The following is a 22,299-nucleotide window of genomic DNA, read 5'->3' on the forward strand; positions in this document are numbered from 1 at the left end:
CCGTCTGTCTTTCGAGACAGCACGCGACAAGTGTCAGGCCGATTTCAGAAAGCGATCGTTGATGAAACCGGAGATAACGCCAAGCACGATCCAGAAGGCCAGCGTTGTTGCCAGAGCGGCCACCGCGAACTCCGCGCCGAGGACTGCCGGAACTGCGCTCGAAATATCTACCGGCTGCGGCGCGCCGTAGAGATGCGGAGCGACTAGCACCAGAAGACCGGCCGCCTTGGCGACGATTTCACCGCGCAACACGATCAGATAGAGGCCTGCCGCTGATAGCACGACGGTTGCGATCCACCAGATCTGCCGGTCCTGCAGGTCGGCAGCCGGGAAGCCCGGCAATTCCGGAGGCAGGCCGATAGCAGGGAGCATGTGGACGGCGAGCCAGCCGCAGCCGCCCCAGAGTGCACCGTTGCTCAGCGTGATCGGGTAGCCGATGACGAGGCTGACACCGGCCAGAAGCAGGCCGAATCCGGCGCCTGCGACGAGGTTGGCCATCAATGTTCCCGAGAAACGGCTCATGCCAAACATGATGCCGCCTTCCTCGTGTTCGCCGTCTTCATGCGCGTAGGCAGGTGTGATCGGCGAAAGAGCTGATAGCGCGTAGTCCAGGGTGGATTGCTGCTTCAGGTGCGAATGCTGCTGTTCGGTGGTCGCGGGTTGTTCTGTTGCTGGCTGTTCGGCGGCGGGTCCCTTGCTTTCAAATTCCTCGGCGTGCAGGATCAGCGGCGTTACGCGAAGCTCCTGCGCGGCTGTCATGAAGGCACCTGCAATCAGTCCGGCCACAAGCGCGGCCAGAAGTGTTTTGACGATCATATCGATATCCCCAGGTTCAAGCGGCCGGCTGTCTTTCACCGTGTGCACGCTTTGATGTTTGAAATCCCCACGGCAAATATCGCCCGATGCCGCGGCACGGACGTCATCTAGCCGTCACCCGATTTCCACGAAATTCAGGCGATGCTGTTTTTGCGATCTCCGGGAAAAGGCTAGCTTCTCCCGTCACACGATCAGTGGCAGGGGAAACCATAGGAGTGACGAACGTCGTGCGCGGTATCATGCAGGACGGCGGAATTGGCCAAGCCGGCGCCGAAAACCAGAAAGCCGCCGATCAGCAGCGCGAAAATGCCGGCCGTGATGCGGTCGTTGAGGGAAAGCGAAACATTCGAAACTGTAGTCGTAGCCATGACAACCTCCGTGATGGCGCGTGGGATTTCTCCCACCAGTTGGGCACCATGCCCCTCATCAACAGGCAGGTTTCCTGGCTCGCGGCGTCAGATGCCTTCGCATCAAGGAACCTGTCTCACCTTCCCAAGACATGGGCTCATCGCCCTTCGCCTCAGTGGCTTTTGCCGGAGGTCCGGCATGGCAGGTTCTCACCGCTCTACAGTCGCGGGGTCGGCCGTGATGAAGATGCCCAGAGTGGGTCCATCCTTCACGTTCCCATTTACTCCCCGAAGGCGCCTCGCCTCTAGGGAACCAGTTGATCCGATGATGATTATGACGTCGCCTGACGGATGTCAATTCGAGGCTGCGACGCGATCTGCCGCTTTGGGATGTGTGCTTGCCGCCGGTTCGATTCGCCGCACGCCGGCAGCATGCTTCGGCGAAAGCGAGCCGATTGCAGAAAGCCCTGCCTTGAAATAACAATGAATGGTTGCTTGTATTGCTGTATACATTTCCCGTTTCACGGAACAATAGTTCATTAGGAACCTTGATGCAGAATGCATCGCGCGCCTGTCCGCGATGGATCACTCTCAGAGAACAAGTATGAAAGCGGTGAGGTCCGAACAGGAATTCCAGAATATTCTTCGCCGATTGGGTCTTGCCCTTGATGCATCGCAGATCGGTGTCTGGGAGCATGACACCCAGGCGGAAAAAGTTGTCTGGGATTTGCAGATGCATCGCCTCTATGGCACCGGCAGCACCGAGAAGCATGTCGGCGCCGAAGTCTGGACGCAGGCCATCCATCCGGACGACCTGGAACATGCCCAAGCCGATTTCGACAGGGCGATCGCCGCGAAGGACGTTTACCAGTCGGAGTACCGCATCATTTTGCCGAGCGGCGAGGTGCGTTATCTGCGTTCGCGTGGACATTGTTTCGAGGAAAACGGCAATATCACCTATATCGGCGCTGAATGGGACGTGACGGCGGACGTTCTCCTGAACAGGGAGTTGCAGCGGCAAAAGGCGATTGCCGAACTGCGGGCGATCGAACTCGAGGCAAGCAGCCAGAGGATCGAATTTGCGGCCGAGCACGATTATCTGACCGGGCTTCCCAATCGCCGCTTTTTCGATCGCAGATTGGTTGAGCTTTCCGGGGGCGGGGGCGGGGGCGAGAAGCTGGCGATTCTGCATATCGGCCTCGATCGGTTCAAGCAGATCAATGACACGGCCGGACACGCGGTGGGCGACGATGTCCTGAAGTCCGCGGCAACGCGAATTGTCGCCGCCCTGCCGAAAGGTGCCTTCATCGCCCGCATGGGCGGCGACGAGTTTGCCGCGCTGATATCCAATTTCAGTTCGGTCGGCGACCTGAAGACGATTGCCGAACGTCTGGCGCAGCAACTGAAACAGTCCGTCTGGTACAAGGACGAGGTTTTGCGCACAAGTGCATCAATCGGCCTTGCGACCGCCCAGGGCGGCAACGTTTCCGAGTTGCTGGCCGAGGCCGATATTGCGCTCCATCGTGCCAAGAAGCTCGGCCGGGGCAGGGTGGAGATATTCTCGGCTCAGATGAACGCGCAGTTGAACAACGAGCGGCGACTTGCCAAGCAATTCGTGCGCGGCCTGGAGAAGGGAGAGTTCGTTCCCTTTTATCAGGCTCAGGTCGATGCGCGGGACCGCCGTATCGTGGGGTTGGAGGTTCTGGCCCGATGGAATCATCCCAAACGCGGATTGTTGCTTCCGGGCGAATTCCTAGGAGTTGCCAGTTCGCTCGGCATGCTCGATGACCTCGATGCGGCAATCCTGAGGGCGGCATTGAAGGATCGGAAGACCTGGTTGCGTCAGGGGGTGCGGGCGCCTCGAATCGCGGTGAACGTTTCGGCCGCCCGCTTGTCCGATCCGCTTCTGATCGATGAATTGCACCGGCTGGAGGTCGAGCCTGACACGGTGTCGTTCGAACTGCTGGAAACGATCTTCCTCGATGACACCGAAGACGGCGTCTTCACCAATGTCGAGGCACTAAAGGAACTCGGGATTGATATCGAGATCGACGATTTCGGCTCCGGCCATGCCTCGATCATCGGGTTGATGAAGCTGAAGCCGAGCCGGCTGAAGATCGACCGGCAACTGGTCATGCCGATCACCACGTCACGCGAACAGAAGCGCCTGTTGCGCTCGATTGTCGATATTGCCAAGTCGCTTCACATCGAAGTGGTCGCGGAAGGTGTCGAAACGATGGAACATGCAAAGCTTTTGACCCGCCTCGGCTGCGATATCCTGCAGGGCTATGCCATCGCGTATCCCGTTGCTGCCGATGACATGCTGGCGCGCCTTTCCGAAGCACAGACCGAGGTGTTGACAAGGTCGCTGTAACGCGGTGCCCAGTCGATCGGCGATCGTCGTCCGTCAGGATGTCAGCAATTCTTCCATGATCCCGATGATCCGCCGATGCTGGTGAGCGTGGCGCGTTCTGACGCTGGTTGCGGCATAGACCGCCTGCGCAATAGGTGGCGCATCCTCGACATGGAAGACGCTTCCCTCCTGCGACAATCGTCTGGCAGTATCGCCGCGCAGATAGGCCGCGCCCCCCAATGTCTTCAAAAGGTCGGTGATCGCCATATTCTGGCCCGATGCCAGGGGCGCGGCGGAAAGTTGCGGCAGCGCCAAGCGATGCGCCCGGTCGAAGGCCGGCGAGTAGACCGCCTGGATATAGGTTTCCGATCTCAGCTCTGCGACCGTGCGGGCGGACGTGCTGACCAGCATATAGCTGACTTCGCCGATCCGTTCGTAATACAGATCGGGTAGGTAGTGCGGCGTGTATAGGATGGCGAGATCGAGGTCGCCGGCAGCCAGATCGCGGTTCATCTGGATGGAATAATCGGCTTCCATGTAGATAGAGATTGCCGGAAGATCGGTCCGGACCGCAGCCAGCCAGCGCCCGGCGAAGGCTTCTGCGAGGTCGTGCTGAATGCCGAGGCGCATCGAGCGTTCGTAGGTGCCGGCATTCTCGACCGCGCGTGTGGCCTCGTGCCATTGACGCTGCAGCGCCCGGGCATGATCGAGGAAACGCAAGCCGGAGGCCGTCGGGGCCGTGCCACCCTTGTTGCGGGTAAAGAGCTTGCGGTCGAACTGCGCTTCCAGCGCCTTCACACGGTGGGAGACGGTGGACTGGGTGATGTTCAGCCGCTCGGCCGTTCGATTGAAGCTACGGGTCTCCATCAGGTCGAGGAAGGTTTCGATGAGTTCGATCTGCATGGGGCTGGCCTCGGTGTCTGCGGCTCCATCCCCTCCCTAACCCTCGCCACAAGGGGGAGGGAGTTTTACCGAGCAAGCCTAACCCATCGTTTTAGAATGCGGATGAGCGGGCGGCACGGTCCGCCCTCTCCTCCCTTGTGGGGAGGGTTGGGGAGGGGGCTTTTCACATTTTTTCAATCTAATCGAATTCTTCGATCAATAAAGCGAAATCCGGCCGCTTGATGGCCGCGCGCATCATTGCCAAAACTGCTCCCAAACAAGGGAACAGATATGTCGAATTTGCCGTCTCATGCGCGCGTCGTGATTATCGGGGGAGGTGCCGTTGGTGCTTCCGCGCTCTACCATCTGGCCAAGGCCGGATGGACCGATTGCGTGCTTCTGGAAAAGAACGAGCTGACGGCCGGATCGACCTGGCATGCGGCGGGCAATGTGCCGACGTTTTCGTCCTCCTGGTCGATCATGAACATGCAGCGCTATTCGGCCTCGCTCTATCGCGAATTGGGTGATCTCGTCGATTATCCCATGAACTATCACGTCACCGGCTCGATCCGGCTCGGCCATTCGAAGGAGCGGCTGCAGGAGTTCAAGCGCGTCGTCGGCATGGGCAGATATCAGGGCATGGACCTTGATATCCTGTCGCCTGACGAAATGCGGGGCAAATATCCCTTCCTCGAAACCCACGACCTGACCGGTGCGCTTTACGACCCCTATGACGGCGACATCGACCCGGCGCAGCTGACGCAGGCGCTCGCCAAGGGCGCGCGCGACATGGGCGCGAAAATCTTCCGCTTCTGTCCCGCCACCGGCGCACGCCGGGAGGGCGAAGAGTGGGTGATTTCGACGCCGCAGGGTGAGATCCGCTGCGAAAAGGTCGTCAACGCCGCCGGCTATTATGCCCGCGAGGTCGGCAAATGGTTCGGCCGCGACGTCCCGATGATGGTGATGAGCCATCAATACATGCTGTTCGAGGAAATCCCCGAACTCGCCGCCTGGTCGCGCGAAGCCGGGCACAAGCTGCCGCTGCTGCGCGACGTCGATAGCTCCTACTATCTGCGGCAGGAAAAGACCGGCATGAATCTCGGCCCCTATGAGCGCAACTGCAAGGCGCACTGGGTGACGCCGGATGACCCGATGCCGGACGATTTCTCGTTCCAGCTTTTCCCCGACGATCTCGACCGTCTCGAATGGTACCTGAACGACGCCGTCGAGCGTGTGCCGATCCTCGGCACCGCCGGCCTGTCGCGCATGATCAACGGCCCGATCCCGTACGCGCCTGATGGCAACCCGCTGATCGGCCCGATGCCGGGCGTGCCGAATGCCTTCGAGGCCTGTGTCTTCACCTTCGGCATCTGCCAGGCCGGCGGCGCCGGGAAGGTGCTGGCGGAATGGGTGACGGAAGGCGAGACGGAGTGGGACATGTGGTCCTGCGATCCACGCCGCTATACGTCCTTCGCGGCGGACAAGGATTATTGCATCGCCAAGGGCATGGAAATCTACGGCCATGAATATGCCATGCACTTTCCGAAACACGCCTGGCCGGCGGGACGTGACCAGAAGCTCTCGCCGATCCACGATCGCATCAAGGCGCTCGGTGCGCAGTTCAAGCCCTATAACGGTTGGGAACGCGCCAACTGGTATGCCGCGCCGGGCGATGATCTCTCGGAACAGTCGACCCAGACCTGGAACCGCGAGGGGCCTTGGCGCTCGCGCATTGAGGCGGAGTGCCGCGCAGTCACCGAGGCGGCGGGCATTCTCGACCTTCCCGGCTTCTCGCGCTTCCGCGTGAAGGGCGAGGGGGCGACGGCTTGGCTTTCCTCCCTCATCACCGGCAAGGTGCCGAAGCCGGGCCGCATCGGCCTTGCCTATTTCTCCGATGACAAGGGCCGCATTGTCACGGAAATGTCGGTCATGATGCTGGATGAGGATTTCTTCTTCCTCATTACCGCCGCAACCGCGCAGTGGCATGATTTCGAGTGGCTGCAAAAGCACCTGCCCAAGGATGCCGTCTTCACCATCGACGACGTGACGGAGAGTTTTTCCTGCCAAATCCTTTCCGGCCCGAACTCCCGGGCCATCCTTGCGGAAGTGACGGATGCGGACCTCCAGAAGGGCTGGCTCACCCACCAGAGCTGCCAGATCGCCGGTCGCTGGTGCCAGCTCGTGCGCGTCTCGTTTGCCGGGGAACTCGGCTGGGAAATCCACACCAAGGTCGAGGACACGGCCACGATCTTCGATGCCGTCTGGGAGGCGGGGCAGAAGCACGGGCTCAAGCCTTTCGGCATGGAAGCGCTGGATTCGCTGCGCATCGAAAAGAGCTATCGCGCGTGGAAGGGCGACCTTTCGACCGACTACACCATCCTGCAGGGCGGCCTCGACCGCTTCGTCGACTGGACCAAGCCTGACTTCAAGGGCAAGGCGGCGCTGGAGCGGGAGAAGCAGCAGGACGTTTCCAAGCGCTTCGTGACGCTGACGGTCGAGGCCGGCGAATGCGATGCACCCTACATGTCGACGCTCTGGCACGACGGCAAAGTCGTCGGCGAGACAACCTCGGGCAACTGGGGGTACCGCGTCGGCAAGTCCATTGCGCTCGGCATGCTGCGCGCCGATCTCACCGCGCCCGGCACGGAAATCGAGGTTGAAATCTACGGCGACCGTTTCAAGGCGACTGTCCAGCCGGATGGCCCGCTGTTCGACCCCAACAATGAAAGACTGCGCGCATGAGTGCCAAGCCTATCCCCTCGAAGGCGAGAGCCGTCATCATAGGCGGCGGCGTTTCCGGCTGTTCCGTTGCGTACCACTTGGCGAAGCTCGGCTGGACGGATGTTGTTTTGCTTGAGCGCAAGCAGCTAACCTCAGGCACCACCTGGCATGCGGCCGGCCTGATTGGCCAGCTCAGGGCGTCGCAGAACATGACGCGGCTCGCCAAATATTCCGCCGATCTCTACACCAAGCTTGAGGCCGAAACCGGCATCGGCACCGGCATGCGCCAATGCGGCTCGATGACCGTGGCGCTGACGGACGAGCGCAAGGAAGAAATCTATCGGCAGGCCTCGCTCGCTCGCGCCTTCGGCGTCGATGTGCGCGAGATCACCGTCGACGAGGTGAAGGGCATGTATCCCCACCTCAACACGGCGGATGTGAAGGCGGCCGTGCACCTGCCGCTCGACGGCCAGTGCGACCCGGCCAATATCGCCATGGCATTGGCCAAGGGCGCGCGGCAGAATGGCGCGACGATCCTTGAAAACGTCAAGGTCACCTCCGTTCTCACCAAGGACGGTCGTGTCACGGGCGTCACCTGCGAGCAGAACGGCGAGACCTTCACCATTGAGACGGAAAACGTCGTCAATGCCGCCGGCATGTGGGGACGCACGCTGGCGGATATGTCTGGCGTCACCCTGCCGCTGCATGCCTGCGAGCATTTCTACATTGTCACCGAACCGATACCGAACCTCACGCGCCTGCCGGTTCTGCGCGTACCGGATGAGTGCACCTATTACAAGGAGGACGCCGGCAAGATGCTGATCGGCGCCTTCGAGCTGAAGGCCAAGCCCTGGGGCATGGATGGCATCTCGGAAGATTTTTGCTTCGACCAGCTGCCGGAAGATTTCGATCACTTCCAGCCGATCCTCGAAAACGCCATCAACCGCATGCCGATGCTGGAGACCGCCGGCATCCACACCTTCTTCAACGGTCCCGAGAGCTTTACGCCCGACGACCGCTACTATCTCGGCGAAGCGCCGCAGATTAAGGGCTATTGGGTCGCCGCTGGCTATAATTCCATCGGCATCGTCTCTTCCGGCGGGGCCGGCATGGCCTTGGCGCAATGGATGAACGACGGCGAAGCGCCCTTCGATCTTTGGGAAGTGGATATCCGCCGCGCCCAGCCGTTTCAGAGGAACCGGGCCTATCTCAAGGATCGTGTGTCGGAAACCCTTGGCCTGCTCTATGCCGACCATTTCCCCTATCGCCAGATGGCGACCGCCCGCGGTGTGCGCCGTTCGCCGCTGCATGAGCATCTGAAAGCGCGCGGCGCGGTATTTGGTGAAGTGGCCGGCTGGGAGCGCGCCAACTGGTTTGCGAAAGAGGGGCAGGAGCGGGAATACCGTTATAGCTGGAAGCGGCAGAACTGGTTCGAAAACCAGAAGGAAGAGCACCTTGCGGTGCGTGAGCGTGTCGGCCTGTTCGACATGACCTCCTTCGGCAAGATCCGCGTCGAGGGCCGTGATGCTTTGGCCTTCCTGCAACGCCTCTGCGCCAACCAGATGGATGTCGCGCCTGGTCGTATCGTCTACACCCAGATGCTCAACGATCGCGGCGGCATCGAAAGCGATCTGACGGTGACACGGCTTTCGGAGAAGGCCTTCTTCCTCGTCGTGCCTGGCGCGACGCTGCAGCGCGATCTTGCCTGGCTGCGCAAGCATTTGAAGGACGAGTTCGTCGTGATCACCGATGTCACGCCGGCCGAAAGTGTGCTTTGCGTAATGGGGCCGAAGGCGCGTGAGCTGATGCAGAAGGTGAGCCCGAACGACTTTTCCAATGCGCATCATCCATTTGCCACGGCGCGGGAAATCGAGATCGGCATGGGGCTGGCCCGCGCCCACCGAGTCACCTATGTCGGCGAGTTGGGCTGGGAGCTTTACGTCTCCACGGACCAGACGGCCCATGTGTTCGAGGCTCTGGAAGCGGCCGGTGCCGATGTCGGCCTGAAACTCTGCGGCCTGCACACGCTCGACAGCTGCCGCATCGAAAAGGCGTTCCGCCATTTCGGCCACGACATCACCGATGAAGATCATGTGCTGGAAGCCGGCCTCGGCTTTGCCGTACGCACTAGGAAGGGCGCTTTCATCGGCCGCGATGCGGTGTTGCGGAAAGAGGAAGAGGGGCTGAAGCGGCGCATGCTGCAGTTCAGGCTCACGGACGCCGAGCCGCTGCTCTTCCACAACGAGGCGCTGGTGCGCGACGGCAAGATCGTCTCGACCATCACGTCCGGCAATTACGGCCACTTCCTCGGCGGCGCCATCGGGATGGGTTACGTGCCCTGCGCCGGCGAAAGCGAGGCGGATGTGCTGGGGTCGAACTACGAGATTGAGATTGCCGGGGTGCGGGTGAAGGCGGAGGCGTCGCTTGCGCCGATGTATGATCCGAAGGCGGAGCGGGTGAGGGCTTAGAAGTCTCTTCTCCCCGCTGGGGAGAAGAGGGAGTGCGGCTGCACCGCCCAAAACGAAATGCGCGCGCCGGAACGCGGATTTTCCGGTGATTTCTTGGAGATGTCACATGCTCGCGCCGGAATTCAAACAGGAGAGCCCCAAGGGCGACCGCATCGACCAGCTCGTCGCGGCCCACAAGCCCGGTCATGGCCTGACGCGGCCGTTCTATATCGATCCGGAAATCTACGAGCGGGATCTGGAGCGGGTGTTCCGCCGCCATTGGCACTGTATCGCGCATGAAAGCGCCATACCGAACGTCAATGATTTCGAAGTCTTCCGGATGGCGTCCGAGCAGGTGATCCTGACGCGGCATGCCGATGGCACGATCCATGCGATCCTCAACATCTGCCGCCATCGCGGCGCAGAGGTCTGCACCAAGGACAAGGGCAATGCCCGCATGTTCGTCTGTCCCTATCATGCCTGGACCTATGGCAATGACGGTGCGCTGAAGGCTGCACGGTTGATGCCGAAGGATTTCAAGCGGGAGGATCACGGGCTGAAGAAGCTGCATGTCCGCGTCGTCGAAGGGCTGGTGTTCATTTCGTTTGCCGAAAACCCGCTGGACTTCACCGTGGTCGAGAACCTGCTGCATGCGACTTGCGGCCAATATGGCTGGGGGCAGGCGAAGGTTGCCTATCGGCAGAGCTATCCGGTCGACGCCAACTGGAAGCTGGCGGTCGAGAACTATGTCGAATGCTATCATTGCGGCCCGGCGCATCCGGAATATTCGCAGACCCATGCTCTGGAACAGCCGCTGCACATGATCGAGGCGCTGAATGCGGCGATGGAGGAGCGGACCTGCGCTCTGGGCATTCAGGTCGGCTCAGGCGATCACTGGCAGACGTCGGAAAACGGCCGGGAAACCATCCATGCCTTCCGGTATGCCCTCTATGACGGCGTCAAGACCGGCAGCGAGGACGGCTCGCCGCTCGCGCCGCTGATGGGGCGGTTTACCGAATTCGATGGCGGTGTCACCTCCATTCATCTCGGCGGCACGTCCTTCCTGGTCTGCTACCCCGATCACGGGATGATCTACCGCTTCATTCCCAAGGGGCCAGAGGCCTGCGAGATGGAGTTGATCTGGTTGGTCAACGGCGAGGCGCAGGAAGGTGCCGATTACGATCTCGACAAGCTGAAATGGCTCTGGACGGTGACGACCGACGAAGACAAGTCGATCATCGAGCACACGTCGCGCGGGGTGCGTTCGCACTATTTCGTGCCCGGACCGATCGCGCCGATGGAGCAGAACGAGTTGCGCTATATCAACTGGTATCTCGACGAGATCAGCCGGGCCGGTTGACAGTCTTTTCCAGACTGTTGACAGGCCGAGAGCTGCCATCAATCTTCGACGCGCGGCATCGACGGTGTCGCGATCATGGCCTTCGGCAACGGAGACGGCATTTCCCGCAGGAGTTGTTAGAACACAGCGGAAATAGGGGTCACCCTCGGAATCCCTGTCGGTTTCGATGGCCGGCGGGCCGATCTCGCTCGGATCGAACTGTTCCGTGCGAGCGCGAAAAGGCCAGCGCTCGCTCACCGTGACGCGGCCGTTTTCCACGATCAGAGACGTTCGTGAGAGACCTGCGATGTGGTGATAGCAGCCAAACCCGAAAACCCAGAAGATCAGCATGATGGCCGTCTCGATCGGCGGATCGAACTGATGAAAGCCGCCATCCCGGATGAAAAGCCAAGTGAACAGGCACAGCATGCCGATCCAGATCGCGCCGAAGATCCAGACGGCGATGGCGATGTTGTTGCGCAGGATGAACCGTTCTGTCGGCACCACTCCCTCGGGTAAGCCAATGTCTTCCATTGCCGCCAGAATATCCGGGAGGCGTTTGGACGTGTTTAAGAGATTCGTTCGAAATGTCGCATTCGGCAAATCATCAGCCGCGACGATCCAAGTGGGTTCGCAAGGCAACGCTGGTCTGGACGGTCACCACGCCCGGGATTGTCGCGATCTGCCGGCGGATCGTGTCGAGATCGCCGTTTGATCCCCATTCCACCAGAAGCATCAGGTCCGTGGCGCCGGCAAGCGACCAGCCGGTAGGGTTTGAGATCAACCGGCAGGCTCGATTTCAGCTTTACCATCGTCTTCGCTGTAGCGTTTCGCACGAGCGATGGCTGCGGCCAGGTCGCTTTGAACCTTTTCGATTTTCGCGAAGCTTATCCCTTCGCTGACGGTCACCTTTCGACCCGACGGAGTCTGGACGATGCAGCAGTATGTGACACCGCCGTCCCCATCCTCCTTAAGAACCACTCCAACGGCGCGAATGGCGGTCGCCGGAAATTGCTCCTTTCTGAATTTCCATAACCAGAACTCACGAACCGTCACCATGTCATTTTCGACCGTGAGATAGACTTCGGTCTTAAGAATGACCAAAATGACCACGATGCTAAGGGACCACGTTCCCGCGAGTGCGATGATATCGGACTGCTGAAGACCGCCTTCCATGACGACTGCGACGGTGACGAGCAAGATCATCGCGATCCAGCCGATACAGAAGACCCAGGCGACCACCGGCGTCTCGTTTCGAATGCCAAAATGATGCTCGGACATGCTTTGCTCATCCTAGACGTTCGGTGTTTTTGTCCCGGACATTACGGCATTCGCCCTCGAATGTCGCTCACCCGATAGGACCATTTGGGGGCGGCCGGATCGACCCCGTAAGGGTTCGGGAAAGTGAAGAAGGTTTCGAATGTCTGGCTCTGGCCGGCGCGGATGCGGGCCAGGATCAGCGCGGTGTCGTCGCCGACCGTCTTGCACTTGCCGCCCGGGCAATCCTCCAAGGTTACCGTCAGATTGAAATTAGTCAGGTCTGCCGGGCTGTTGTTGAGGATCGTGCCGGTGACGCGGTAGCTCGTGTCCGGGCGATTGCGGGTGAACTGCAGGTTCTCGAGAACGATCTCTTCCGGCTGGATAACCGGACGGTTCTGCGCGAAGGGGGGTGGATCGGCCTCGTTCGTCGAGGAGCCGCCTTCGCGGAACCAGACCAGGAATGCGGAGAGCAGCAGCAGGGCGACGAGAATGCTGAGGACCGGTTCGGCAAAACGCCGGAAGCGCGACGAGCGCATGGCGAAATACACGATCAGCAGGCCTGCCAGCGCAGGAAGAATCCAGATCATCAAAGTCCTCCGACCTTTTATATAGGCGGCGCAATGCGGCGATGGAAGCGCCGCAGACTGCAATCTGCCAATTGTCCCCGACTGCGGAACAATGTCTCGACGGGTCCGTTGTCTGCTCGTCGCTTCCGACACAATCCAATTGCTCAAAGGAAAAAACCAATGGCCGAGAAAGCCCTGGAAGACCTGTTCTATGACATGCTGAAGGACGTCTATTACGCCGAACGCAAGATTCTGCGCACGCTGCCGAAAATGGCGAAGGCGGCGCAGAGCCCGAAGCTCAAGGCGGCCTTCGAGAAGCATCGCGAGGAAACCGAAGGCCAGATCGAACGGCTGCAGGAAGTCTTCGAAATCTTCGGCAAGCGCGCCGTCGGCAAGACCTGTACCGCCATCGACGGCATCGTCGAGGAGGGCGAGGAGATCATCGAGGAATTCAAGGGCTCGCATGCCCTCGACGCCGGCCTTCTGGCGACCGCCCAGGCCGTCGAGCACTATGAAATGGCGCGCTATGGCACGCTGCGCACCTGGGCCGGCATGCTCGGCCTCAAGGATGCCGTGAAACTGCTCGACGAGACCTTGCAGCAGGAAGGCGATACCGATCACGCCCTGACGGCGCTTGCCGAGGCATCGGTCAATGCCACGGCGATGAAGAAGGCTGCGTAAGCCAGTCGCCAAAAGGGCCGGAACTCAAATCCGGCCCTTTTGCTATTTCAGGCTGATCCAGTAGGAGCCCTGGAAGGGGACGGCCGCAAAGCGCTCGTTGATTTCCTTGAGCGTCTGGTCCGGGTTGATATCGGCGAACATCTCCGGGCGCAGCCAGTGCGCGAAGGCTTCCGCCGCGAGAATGTTCAGCGGTACGGCATTGAAGAAATTCCACAATCCGTGAACCCGGCCTTTCTGGACGCCCGAGAGGTTGGCGAGGATCGGATTTTTCACGGCTTCTCCCAGCGTGCGGCGGGCTTCCTCGGCGGGGACGCCGGGGCCGACGGAGAAGATGCTGTAGGTGCCGCCGGGCGAAGCTGTGGCGATATAGACCTGCGGATCGGCTTCGATCAGGTATTCGCTGCTGACGATACCGCCCTGGCGCGGCAGGTTGTCGGTCGCGATATTGCGGCTGCCGGTAATGCCGATGAATTCGCCGAGGCCGCCGGTGCCATAAGCGAAGCAACAGCGGTCGGGGTTCGGGAAGGCGTCCATCAGCACGCTCGGCCCCGGTTCCGGAGTTGCGGCCACGCGGTCGGTAATGCGCTTCAAACGCTCTTCGTAGAAATCCGCAAATGCGTTAGCCTGTTCCTCGCGATCGAGGATCTGACCGAGCAGGCGCATGTTGCCGGGCGTGTTCTTCAGGGGATCGCTGTTGAAATCGACGACGAAGACCGGCACGCCGGTGGTTTCGAGATATTCGATCGCCCGCTTGCCAAGCTCGGTATCGGCCTGCCAGTTGGCCATGATCGCGAGGTCGGCATTCAGCGATAAAATCGTCTCGAAGGACAGGCCGTCACCGGTACCGTCACCGATGATCGGCACATCGGCGAGCTTGGGAAACTTCGCGACGAAATCCTTGTAAATCTCTGGATTGTCGCCCTTCATGTCGTCCGACCAGCCGGCGAGCAGGCTGACGGGGTCGGGATCGATCAGCGAGAGGGCGACGAGGTTGAAGCCGCTGCCGAGCAGGATCGCCTTCGGCTTCTCCTTGATCGTCACCTGCCGGCCGATACCGTCGGTGATCGTCAATGGCCACTGCGTTTGAGCAATTGCCATCGGAGCAAAGGCCATGAAGAGGCCAAGGGCGAGAAGAAAAAGACGCTTCACATCATTGCTTTCGTTGGGCAGGGAGAGCGCAGAGCTCGCCGCAACTCGGAATGCCGGGCAGCAGGTAGCGCAAGCAGCAGACCTTTCGGCGACAGACCGTCTGCTCGCCGTCGGCTTCATGGCGCAGGCAGCCGTGGAACGGATTGCTGGTGCCATCCGGCAGATGGGTTTGATCGAACAGTGGACGGGACGCCCAGCTGCTGCCTTCTGCCAAATGTTCGGTGGCATTGAATGCGTAGTCGATATAGACGGCGGCATTGTTCCAGGCAAGCTTGGGGGCGATGCTACCCAATGCCTTCAGCTGCGCGACGACCGCCGGTAGGTGCTGCTTCGCCAGCGGCAGGACATAGGAGAGCAGGTCCCGCTGACCGCTATCGCTCCAGTCGCCTTCTCCGGGCAACCCGAGTGCACGCGGCAGGCCATCATCCGCAAGAGCGATCGTCATGTCCGCCGGGTTGATCGGAAGCAGTTGGTCCGCCCGGCGCGCGACGATGTAGGGGATGGTCAGGAACGAGAAATAGTAGAGCGACCACATCGAGGCGACCGCGCGTCGGTCAGTGCCGCCATGGGCGGCGGCATATCTGTCCAGCGCGGCGGAAAACGCGCCCGAGCGGAAGAAGTCTTCCAGCGGCATGCCGTCTTCGAGCTCTCTCGACAGCATCATCTTCTCGCCGCACCAGGCATGCTCACCGACGAAAACCGCCTTCAGGCTGGAGGGCCCGAACGCGGTTTCGGCATCTTGGGTGGGGGACGTCGTCAAAGGCTCACCAGTTGTATTTCAGGGAGCCGATCACGGTGCGGCCCTGGTCGCGGTAGCAGAAGCCCTGTGAGCAGACCGCTTCGCGCTTGTTGAACAGGTTGGTGGCATTGACCTGCAAACGCAAGCCATCGAATTTCGGATCGATCGCGGCAAAGTCGTAGTGCGCCGACGCATCGAATAGAACGCGCGACGAGTTCTTGGTGGTGTTCTGGTCATTGCCATAGCTTTCGCCGAGGAAGCGCGCACCAGCACCGAAGCCGAGGCCATAACCGAAACCGTCTTCCGGCAGCGTGTAGTCGGCCCAGACCGACGCCATGTGGCGCGGCACGGAGGAGACCGACTTGCCGACCGTGTCGGCCGGGCCTTCGGTGATCTTGGCGTCGGTATAGGTGTAGGATGCAATCAGCGAGAGGCCGTTGTCGAGGCTGGTATTCGCTTCGAGTTCAAGGCCGCGCGAACGCACCTTGCCGCGCTGGACCTGGACGTTTTCCGGGCCACTGCCCAGATCGATAACCTCATAATAGAGGCTGTTCTTCTGGTCGATGTTGAACAGGGCGGCGGTGATCAGCGTATTGCTGTTCGGCATCAGGTACTTGACGCCGACTTCTTCCTGCTCGCTCTCAGTCGGCTTGAACGGCGCATTGGTTTCGCGGTTGATGCCGGCATTCGGAGAAAAGGCGGTGGAATAGCTGATATAGGGCGCGAGGCCGAAATCGGTCTCGTAGCTCAGACCGACGCGGCCGGAGAAGGCCTTGTCCTTCTGATAGACCGAGGTCGTCGCATTGGTCGGCAGGTTTGCCGTGTCGGTGTCGGTCGAAACCCAGTCGTAGCGGCCGCCGGCGGTGAACGTCCAGGCGTCGTAGCGGATCTGATCCTGCAGATAGGTGCCCATCATCCACTGATCCTGAACGACCCGATCGGTGAACTCGATCGGATCGGTGGGGCGGCCCTTGGTCGGGTTCTCGGTGTCGAGCGGCGGCGTAAGGCCATAGCCGTTCAGCGACTTGAAGTGCAGCTTCGTGTAGTCGACGCCGACGAGGAGCGTATGGTCGAGCGCGCCGGTATCGAATTCCGCTGCCAGCTGGTTATCGAGGGTAACGGCCGTCAGACGTTCATCGAAGCTGCCAGCGCTGCTGTCCAAATATCGCGGGTCGACGGCATTGGGTGCATAGGCGAAGGCCCAGTCGGCAACCGTGTTCAGGGTCGAGACGCGCATGTTCTGGCGGAAGGTGAAGACCTCGTTGAACCGGTGTTCGAACTCGTAGCCGAGACGGGCCTGCTTCTGGATGGAATCGTTGAAATCCGGGTTGCCGCCGAAAATGTCGGTGACTTCTCCTGTCAGCGGGTCGTTGTAGTAGGCGGCCGTGCCACCGGTCTTGGTGCGGGAATATTCGCCGAGGATGGTCAGCTTGGTGTCTTCATCCGGCTTCCAGGTGAAAGCCGGGGCGATATAGGCGCGATCGTCTTCAAGACCGACGACTTCGGTATCGGCGTCGCGCAGCAGGCCGGTCATGCGGTAGTAGAGCGGATCGGTATCGTTGATGGGACCGGAAAAGTCGAACTGGCCCTGATAGCGGTTGTCGGTGCCATACTGGAGCTGCAGTTCGCGCAACGGTTCTTCGGTCGGGCGCTTGGTGATCAGGTTGAACAGGCCGCCGGCGCCGGATGCACCGTAGAGTGCCGAGGAGGGGCCGCGCAGGATCGACACGCCTTCAAGGCCATAGGGCTCGTTCTTGAACAGCGAGGAGCTGGCGCCCGGCTGGCGCAGGTTGTCGCGGAACATGCCGGTATAGGTGACGTCGAATCCGCGCACTGAGAAGGAATCGAAACGTGGGTCGAAACCGAAGCCGCCGACGCGGGAGCCAGGCGTGTAGGCGAACGTATCCAGAAGCGTCTGCGGATTGCGGTCCTTCAGCTGCTGTTCGGTGACCGACGAGATCGACTGCGGGGTTTGCAGGAAAGGCGTATCGACCTTGGCGCCGGTGGCGCTGCTGGTGCCGACATAGCCTTCCGCCGTGATCGTGCCGCCGCTGCCGCCGGTGACCGTCAATGTCTCGAGTTCGGTTGGGGTGGTGCTGTCCTGCGCACGGACCGGAGCCGTCAGCCCGACGAGAACGGGCACAAGGGCAAGGAGGGAAACACGAGCGCTAAGGCGGCGGGAGGTCTGGCGGATGATTGGCATGTCATAAACTTCGGCATGAGTGATAAGGTGAGTGTCCTTATCATGATTATTTTCAGGCCGAAAAGTGATTTATGACTTTTTAACTCATGTTTTGTCGCGAAATCTCGCAGAAAAGCCGCACAGATTGAATCTGCGCGGCCCGTTGCAATCTGGGGTATCTTTATACGACGGCGCTACCGACCACGAAGGCGAGGACAAGGAAGACCAGGAAGATGATCAGCGCGATGTAGAAGAGAATCTTGGCAATCGAGGCCGTCGCAGCGGAGACGCCGGAAAAGCCGAGAAAGCCGGTAATCAGGGAAATAACAAAGAAAATCAGCGCCCATTTCAACATGGCATAACCTCCGTGGTTCAACTTCGGTGGTAACGCGCGAGGGGCTTTTTGGTTCCGGGAAAGTCCCGTTGTTTTAAAGGGTTAAAGCTGCCGGCGAGCATTTTGATTCAAGCGCTGCCGGCAGCTTCGATTGTCAGCCGTGATTGATCATCACGTGGCGCACGGCTGTGTAATCCTCCAGCGCGTAGATCGACATGTCCTTGCCATAGCCGGACTGCTTGACGCCACCATGGGGCATTTCATTGGTCAGCATGAAATGCGTGTTGATCCAGGTGCAGCCATATTGCAGGCGGGACGCGGCCTTCATCGCTTTGGAGATATCCTTGGTCCAGACGGAGGAGGCGAGGCCATAATCGCTGTCATTGGCCCATTTCACGGCCTGGTCGTTTTCCGTGAAGCGAGTGACGGAGACGACGGGGCCGAACACTTCGCGGCGCACGATCTCGTCTTCCTGGGTGGCGCCGGCAACGACAGTTGGCTGGAAGAAGAAGCCGTCCTTGCTGCCCAGCGCGCCGCCGGTCGTCACTTCGATATGCTTTTGCTCGGTGGCGCGCTCGACGAAGCTTGCCACACGGTCGCGCTGACGCTTGGAGATCAGCGGGCCGATCTCGTTTTCGGTATCGTCTGCGAGGTTGTACTTGATGGTTGAAACGGCGGAGGTGAGGTCGGCGACCAGCTTTTCGTATATGCCGTCCTGAGCATAGATGCGGCAGGCGGCGGTGCAGTCCTGGCCAGCATTGTAATAGCCGAAAGTACGGATGCCCGCGACGACGGCGTCGATATCGGCGTCGTCATAGACGATGACCGGCGCCTTGCCGCCGAGTTCGAGATGGGTGCGCTTGACGGTCTTGGCGGCCGCCTGCAGCACCTTCTTGCCGGTGGCGATATCGCCGGTGATCGAGACCATGCCGATCTTCGGATGGTTGATCAGCGTGTTGCCGACGGTTTCGCCACGGCCGAGGATGATGTTGACGACGCCTTCCGGCAGGATGTCGGCGAGCAACCGCGCCATCTTCAGCGCTGTCAGCGGCGTCTGTTCGGAGGGCTTGAATACAACGGTGTTGCCGCCGGCAATCGCCGGTGCCAGCTTCCAGGCCATCATCATCAGCGGATAGTTCCACGGTGCGATCGAACCGATGATGCCGACCGGGTCGCGGCGGATCATCGAGGTATGGCCGGGCAGGTATTCACCGGCGACGGTGGCATGCAGGCAGCGGATGGCGCCGGCGAAGAAGCGCCAGCAGTCGACGATCGCCGGCAGTTCGTCATTGCGCACCGCATTGATCGGCTTGCCGCAGTTCAGAGCTTCCAGGGCGGCAAAGGCGTCGGCGTCCTTCTCGATGGCATCGGCGATCCGCAGGAGGTAACCGGAGCGCTCCGCTGGCGTGGTCACTGACCAGCTGCCGAAGGCCTTTTCGGCGGCATCGACAGCACGCTCGATCTGCGACTGCGAGGCTTCCGCGAGATCGATGATCTTGCCGCCGGTGCGCGGGTTGAGGATCAGTTCCTCGGCCTCTGTCCCGGCTTCGAATGTCGATCCGATCAGCAATTGCGTGTCCATAGAAGTTCTCCCTTGAAGTTCGGATTATTTACCGGCACCGGCGATCTGGTCGCCGTCGCGGGTGAGGTAGTAGGCGGCCAGGATCGGCAGGAAGGTGACCAGCATCACCACCATGGCGACGACATTGGTGACCGGCCGCTGGCGGGGGCGGATCAGTTCTTCCAGCATCCAGATCGGCAGCGTCGATTGCTGGCCGCCGGTGAATGTGGTGACGATGACCTCATCGAAGGACAGGGCGAAGGCGAGCATGCCGCCGGCGAGAAGCGCTGTCCCGATATTCGGCAGGATAACATAGCGAAATGTCTGGAAGCCGTCGGCGCCGAGATCCATCGATGCCTCGATCAGCGATCCCGACACCCGGCGGAAGCGGGCGACTGCATTGTTATAGACGACGACGATGCAGAAGGTCGCGTGGCCGAGCACGATGGTCCAGAAGGAAAAGGGGATGTCGGCCATCGAGAAGGCGGAGCGCAGCGCAATGCCGGTGATGATGCCGGGCAGGGCGATCGGCAGGATGACCAGCAGCGAGATTGTTTCACGGCCGAAGAACTGGGTCTGGCTGACGGCGGCGGCGCAGAGCGTGCCTAGCACGAGAGCAATGCCGGTCGCGATCGTCGCGACCTTGACCGACAGGGTCAGCGCTTCCCACACGTCCGGCCGGTTCCAGGTGACGGCGAACCATTGCAGAGTCAGTCCGGGCGGCGGGAACTGGTAGCTCTTTTCCTCCGTCGTGAAGGCATAGAGAAAGATCAGCAGGATCGGGATATGCAGGAAAGCGAGCCCGCCGATGGCGGCGATCTTCAGCCCGAGCGGCGCGGATGTGGAGCGGTCAGAGCGCATCGAAGGCTCCCATGCGTTTGGCCATCCAGAGATAGAGGCCCATGATGACGATCGGCACGACGGTGAAGGCGGCCGCGAGCGGGATGTTGCCGGCCGTACCCTGCTGGGCATAGACCGCCTGGCCGATGAACAGGCGCGAGGAGCCGACGATCTGCGGAATGATGTAATCACCCAGCGTCAGCGAGAAGGTGAAGATCGAGCCGGCGACGATGCCCGGCAGAGCCAGCGGAAACAGGACGTGGCGGAAGGTCTGCTGCGGCGTGCCGCCCAGATCTGACGATGCCTCGATCAGATTGCCGGGGACACGCTCGAGTGCTGCCTGGATCGGCAGGATCATGAACGGCATCCAGACATAGACGAAGACGATGAATGTTCCGGTATAGCTGACCGAGAGCGAGTTGCCGCCGATGATCGGCAGTGACAGCCATCCCTCCAAGAGCCACAGGAGATGCAGCTTTTCGAAGGCCCAGGTCAGGATGCCCTCCTTGGCAAGGATGAGCTTCCAGGCGTAGATCTTGACGAGATAGCTCGACCAGAGCGGCAGCATGACGCCGAGATAGAAGACAGCCTTCCATTTGCCCTTGGCGTAGCGCGCGGCATAATAGGCGATCGGAAAGGCGATCAGCGCCGAAAACAGCGTCACGACCGCTGCCATTGCGACCGTGCGGACGATGATGTCGAAATTGGCGTCCGACAGCAGTTGCCTGTAGGTCGCCAGCGTGAACTCGTAATTGATCAGGCCGGAGAAGTCGTCGATCGAGAAGAAGCTTTGCAAGAGAAGCGCGAAGAGCGAGCCGAGATAGATGATGCCGAGCCACAGGACCGGCGGACCGAGCAGGATCAGCAGCAGGAGTTGCGGATGCTTCCACAGGAAGTCCGACAGCCGCCCAGCCAGACCCGGCCGCTTCGGCAGGATGGTCGATTGTGTCGCCAGCGCGCTCATGCTTCCTCCATCAGGTGAAGGTCGTTGCGCGAAAAGGCGAGCGTAACGGTGGCGCTGGTGTCGGGAACGGGCAAGGCGGCCGGGTAGGCGACGATGATCTTTTCACCGTCGCAATCGACGGTGACGCGGTTGACCGCACCGAGGAAGCTGCGTGCCGTTACTCTGCCGGTGAGGCTCAGCTGTTCGACTGACGAGGCGCCAATGGCGATGGCTTCGGGCCGCAGGCTCGCGGCTTTCGCCGAAAGACCGAGCTTGGCGCAGAGCGCACTCGACAGGACATTCGAAGAGCCGACGAAATCGGCGACGAAACGGGTTTGCGGCCGCTTGTAAATGTCTTCCGGGCTGCCGAGCTGCTGGATCTTGCCATCGTTGAAGACGGCGATCCGGTCGGCCATCGACAGAGCCTCGCCCTGATCGTGGGTGACGAAGACGAAGGTGATGCCGAGGGATTTCTGCAGGCTCTTCAGTTCCTCCTGCATCTGCTCACGCAGTTTCAGGTCGAGCGCGCCGAGCGGCTCGTCGAGCAGCAGGACCTTCGGCTTGTTGACGAGGGCGCGGGCGAGCGCCACGCGCTGCCGCTGGCCGCCGGACAGCTGGCCCGGCCGGCGCTGGCCGTAACCCGGCAGCTTGACCATGGCGAGTGCATCTTCGGCCGCTTTGCGCCGCTCGTCCTTGCCTACCCCTTTGACCATCAGCCCATAGGCGACATTGTCGAGAATGGAGAGATGCGGGAACAGGGCATAGTCCTGGAACACGGTGTTGACGCTGCGGCGATAGGGCGGAACGCCTTCGGCCGTCTCGCCGAAAATCTCGATATGCCCGCCCGTCGGCTGCTCGAAGCCAGCCATGAGCCGCAGGCATGTCGTCTTGCCGGAGCCGGACGGGCCGAGCATGGCGAAGAATTCGCCTTCGGCAATTTCGAGATTGACCGCGTCGACGGCTTTGACGGCGCCGAAATGGCGCGAGACGTTTTCAAACAGGACGGCGGCGGTCATGGGGACTCCGGAAGATAACGGCAATCATTCCTCATCATCGATGAAGAGCAAAGTTGGTGGCGGCTGGTTCGGATAACTCCCTCCCCGTTGTGGGGAGGGTTGGGGAGGGGATTTTCTTTCAAG

General features: G+C 60.8%; 20 protein-coding genes and 1 riboswitch. Of the genes, 6 read left to right on the forward strand and 14 right to left on the reverse strand.

Annotated features, from left to right (window positions below):
* Positions 1 to 33: 33 nt before the first annotated feature.
* Together ASG68_RS18845 and ASG68_RS18850 are read right to left on the reverse strand one after the other, a co-directional pair.
* Entirely contained in the window at positions 34 to 816 is a 783-nt protein-coding gene (locus ASG68_RS18845; RefSeq protein ID WP_062579829.1) for a CbtA family protein, read from the reverse strand.
* Positions 817 to 1,007: 191 nt separating this feature from the next.
* Positions 1,008 to 1,184 carry a CbtB domain-containing protein gene (locus ASG68_RS18850; protein WP_062579831.1) on the reverse strand — a complete coding sequence of 59 codons (177 nt, stop codon included), beginning with the start codon at positions 1,182 to 1,184 and terminating at the stop codon, positions 1,008 to 1,010.
* A 46-nt stretch (positions 1,185 to 1,230) separates the two neighbouring features.
* A riboswitch (cobalamin riboswitch) is annotated at positions 1,231 to 1,496 on the reverse strand.
* A 271-nt stretch (positions 1,497 to 1,767) separates the two neighbouring features.
* Between ASG68_RS18850 and ASG68_RS18855 the strand changes: the two genes are divergently transcribed.
* Entirely contained in the window at positions 1,768 to 3,537 is a 1,770-nt protein-coding gene (locus ASG68_RS18855; protein WP_062579833.1) for an EAL domain-containing protein, read from the forward strand.
* Positions 3,538 to 3,570: 33 nt separating this feature from the next.
* Here the strand turns inward: ASG68_RS18855 and ASG68_RS18860 are convergent, their stop codons facing one another.
* On the reverse strand, positions 3,571 to 4,419 hold the full coding sequence (locus ASG68_RS18860) for a LysR family transcriptional regulator (protein WP_062579835.1): 849 nt from the start codon (positions 4,417 to 4,419) through the stop codon (positions 3,571 to 3,573).
* Between the two features lie 270 nt (positions 4,420 to 4,689).
* Here ASG68_RS18860 and ASG68_RS18865 point away from each other — a divergent pair, with 270 nt between their 5' ends.
* The 4 genes from ASG68_RS18865 to ASG68_RS18880 all read left to right on the forward strand — a co-directional run bounded on the left by ASG68_RS18865 (position 4,690) and on the right by ASG68_RS18880 (position 11,424).
* Positions 4,690 to 7,140 carry a GcvT family protein gene (locus ASG68_RS18865; RefSeq protein ID WP_062579837.1) on the forward strand — a complete coding sequence of 817 codons (2,451 nt, stop codon included), beginning with the start codon at positions 4,690 to 4,692 and terminating at the stop codon, positions 7,138 to 7,140.
* A complete protein-coding gene (locus ASG68_RS18870) occupies positions 7,137 to 9,587 on the forward strand; it encodes a GcvT family protein (RefSeq protein ID WP_062579840.1) in 2,451 nt (816 codons plus the stop codon). The genes ASG68_RS18865 and ASG68_RS18870 overlap by 4 nt, the downstream gene beginning before the upstream one ends.
* Positions 9,588 to 9,693: 106 nt before the next feature.
* A complete protein-coding gene (locus tag ASG68_RS18875; protein ID WP_062579842.1) occupies positions 9,694 to 10,926 on the forward strand; it encodes an aromatic ring-hydroxylating oxygenase subunit alpha in 1,233 nt (410 codons plus the stop codon).
* Positions 10,927 to 11,214: 288 nt separating this feature from the next.
* Positions 11,215 to 11,424 (forward strand): hypothetical protein, encoded by a 210-nt coding sequence (locus ASG68_RS18880; protein ID WP_062579844.1) that lies wholly within the window; start codon positions 11,215 to 11,217, stop codon positions 11,422 to 11,424.
* An 88-nt stretch (positions 11,425 to 11,512) separates the two neighbouring features.
* Here the strand turns inward: ASG68_RS18880 and ASG68_RS30835 are convergent, their stop codons facing one another.
* Genes ASG68_RS30835 through ASG68_RS18890 form a run of 3 tightly spaced genes read right to left on the reverse strand, consistent with a single transcriptional unit; the run spans position 11,513 to position 12,752 of the window.
* Complete coding sequence (locus ASG68_RS30835; RefSeq protein ID WP_244484278.1) at positions 11,513 to 11,689, reverse strand: Lrp/AsnC ligand binding domain-containing protein; 177 nt, start codon at positions 11,687 to 11,689, stop codon at positions 11,513 to 11,515.
* Entirely contained in the window at positions 11,686 to 12,186 is a 501-nt protein-coding gene (locus tag ASG68_RS18885; RefSeq protein WP_062579846.1) for a hypothetical protein, read from the reverse strand. Before ASG68_RS18885 ends, ASG68_RS30835 begins: the two co-directional genes overlap by 4 nt.
* Before the next feature lie 41 nt (positions 12,187 to 12,227).
* Positions 12,228 to 12,752, reverse strand: a complete 525-nt coding sequence (locus tag ASG68_RS18890) for a hypothetical protein (RefSeq protein ID WP_062579848.1) — start codon at positions 12,750 to 12,752, stop codon at positions 12,228 to 12,230.
* Positions 12,753 to 12,911: 159 nt separating this feature from the next.
* On the opposite strand from ASG68_RS18890, the gene ASG68_RS18895 reads away from it, so the two are divergent.
* Positions 12,912 to 13,412: a ferritin-like domain-containing protein gene (locus ASG68_RS18895; RefSeq protein WP_062579850.1), complete on the forward strand. Its 501-nt coding sequence runs from the start codon at positions 12,912 to 12,914 to the stop codon at positions 13,410 to 13,412.
* Positions 13,413 to 13,454: 42 nt separating this feature from the next.
* Here ASG68_RS18895 and ASG68_RS18900 read toward each other — a convergent pair whose 3' ends face one another.
* The 8 genes from ASG68_RS18900 to ASG68_RS18930 form a co-directional block, all read right to left on the reverse strand.
* Positions 13,455 to 14,561: an ABC transporter substrate-binding protein gene (locus ASG68_RS18900; RefSeq protein ID WP_274534229.1), complete on the reverse strand. Its 1,107-nt coding sequence runs from the start codon at positions 14,559 to 14,561 to the stop codon at positions 13,455 to 13,457.
* Position 14,562: 1 nt separating this feature from the next.
* Entirely contained in the window at positions 14,563 to 15,225 is a 663-nt protein-coding gene (gene fhuF / locus ASG68_RS18905) for a siderophore-iron reductase FhuF (RefSeq protein ID WP_156373755.1), read from the reverse strand.
* A 100-nt stretch (positions 15,226 to 15,325) separates the two neighbouring features.
* Positions 15,326 to 17,503, reverse strand: coding sequence for a TonB-dependent siderophore receptor (locus tag ASG68_RS18910; protein ID WP_062579854.1), 2,178 nt, complete (start codon positions 17,501 to 17,503; stop codon positions 15,326 to 15,328).
* Between the two features lie 160 nt (positions 17,504 to 17,663).
* Entirely contained in the window at positions 17,664 to 17,837 is a 174-nt protein-coding gene (locus ASG68_RS30840) for a DUF1328 domain-containing protein (RefSeq protein WP_082478159.1), read from the reverse strand.
* Between the two features lie 133 nt (positions 17,838 to 17,970).
* The gene (locus tag ASG68_RS18915) at positions 17,971 to 19,398 is read right to left on the reverse strand and encodes a gamma-aminobutyraldehyde dehydrogenase (protein ID WP_062579856.1); all 1,428 of its coding nucleotides are present in this window, start codon (positions 19,396 to 19,398) and stop codon (positions 17,971 to 17,973) included.
* Between the two features lie 24 nt (positions 19,399 to 19,422).
* The gene (locus ASG68_RS18920) at positions 19,423 to 20,238 is read right to left on the reverse strand and encodes an ABC transporter permease (protein WP_062579858.1); all 816 of its coding nucleotides are present in this window, start codon (positions 20,236 to 20,238) and stop codon (positions 19,423 to 19,425) included.
* Entirely contained in the window at positions 20,228 to 21,181 is a 954-nt protein-coding gene (locus ASG68_RS18925) for an ABC transporter permease (protein WP_062579860.1), read from the reverse strand. Before ASG68_RS18925 ends, ASG68_RS18920 begins: the two co-directional genes overlap by 11 nt.
* On the reverse strand, positions 21,178 to 22,176 hold the full coding sequence (locus tag ASG68_RS18930; RefSeq protein WP_062579861.1) for an ABC transporter ATP-binding protein: 999 nt from the start codon (positions 22,174 to 22,176) through the stop codon (positions 21,178 to 21,180). The genes ASG68_RS18925 and ASG68_RS18930 overlap by 4 nt, the downstream gene beginning before the upstream one ends.
* Positions 22,177 to 22,299 lie beyond the last annotated feature (123 nt).

Source organism: Rhizobium sp. Leaf453 (assembly GCF_001425605.1).
Lineage (GTDB): Bacteria > Pseudomonadota > Alphaproteobacteria > Rhizobiales > Rhizobiaceae > Pararhizobium.

What these genes read in the sequence shown, in the direction of transcription:
- ASG68_RS18930 (WP_062579861.1), bottom strand. Translation starts at nt 22,176, where the DNA reads ATGACCGCCGCCGTCCTGTTTGAAAACGTCTCGCGCCATTTCGGCGCC.
- ASG68_RS18910 (WP_062579854.1), bottom strand. Translation starts at nt 17,503, where the DNA reads ATGCCAATCATCCGCCAGACCTCCCGCCGCCTTAGCGCTCGTGTTTCC.
- ASG68_RS18915 (WP_062579856.1), bottom strand. Translation starts at nt 19,398, where the DNA reads ATGGACACGCAATTGCTGATCGGATCGACATTCGAAGCCGGGACAGAG.
- fhuF (WP_156373755.1), bottom strand. Translation starts at nt 15,225, where the DNA reads ATGATGCTGTCGAGAGAGCTCGAAGACGGCATGCCGCTGGAAGACTTC.
- ASG68_RS18845 (WP_062579829.1), bottom strand. Translation starts at nt 816, where the DNA reads ATGATCGTCAAAACACTTCTGGCCGCGCTTGTGGCCGGACTGATTGCA.
- ASG68_RS18865 (WP_062579837.1), top strand. Translation starts at nt 4,690, where the DNA reads ATGTCGAATTTGCCGTCTCATGCGCGCGTCGTGATTATCGGGGGAGGT.
- ASG68_RS18885 (WP_062579846.1), bottom strand. Translation starts at nt 12,186, where the DNA reads ATGTCCGAGCATCATTTTGGCATTCGAAACGAGACGCCGGTGGTCGCC.
- ASG68_RS18870 (WP_062579840.1), top strand. Translation starts at nt 7,137, where the DNA reads ATGAGTGCCAAGCCTATCCCCTCGAAGGCGAGAGCCGTCATCATAGGC.
- ASG68_RS18875 (WP_062579842.1), top strand. Translation starts at nt 9,694, where the DNA reads ATGCTCGCGCCGGAATTCAAACAGGAGAGCCCCAAGGGCGACCGCATC.
- ASG68_RS18850 (WP_062579831.1), bottom strand. Translation starts at nt 1,184, where the DNA reads ATGGCTACGACTACAGTTTCGAATGTTTCGCTTTCCCTCAACGACCGC.
- ASG68_RS18925 (WP_062579860.1), bottom strand. Translation starts at nt 21,181, where the DNA reads ATGAGCGCGCTGGCGACACAATCGACCATCCTGCCGAAGCGGCCGGGT.
- ASG68_RS30840 (WP_082478159.1), bottom strand. Translation starts at nt 17,837, where the DNA reads ATGTTGAAATGGGCGCTGATTTTCTTTGTTATTTCCCTGATTACCGGC.
- ASG68_RS18855 (WP_062579833.1), top strand. Translation starts at nt 1,768, where the DNA reads ATGAAAGCGGTGAGGTCCGAACAGGAATTCCAGAATATTCTTCGCCGA.
- ASG68_RS18860 (WP_062579835.1), bottom strand. Translation starts at nt 4,419, where the DNA reads ATGCAGATCGAACTCATCGAAACCTTCCTCGACCTGATGGAGACCCGT.
- ASG68_RS18895 (WP_062579850.1), top strand. Translation starts at nt 12,912, where the DNA reads ATGGCCGAGAAAGCCCTGGAAGACCTGTTCTATGACATGCTGAAGGAC.
- ASG68_RS18920 (WP_062579858.1), bottom strand. Translation starts at nt 20,238, where the DNA reads ATGCGCTCTGACCGCTCCACATCCGCGCCGCTCGGGCTGAAGATCGCC.
- ASG68_RS18890 (WP_062579848.1), bottom strand. Translation starts at nt 12,752, where the DNA reads ATGATCTGGATTCTTCCTGCGCTGGCAGGCCTGCTGATCGTGTATTTC.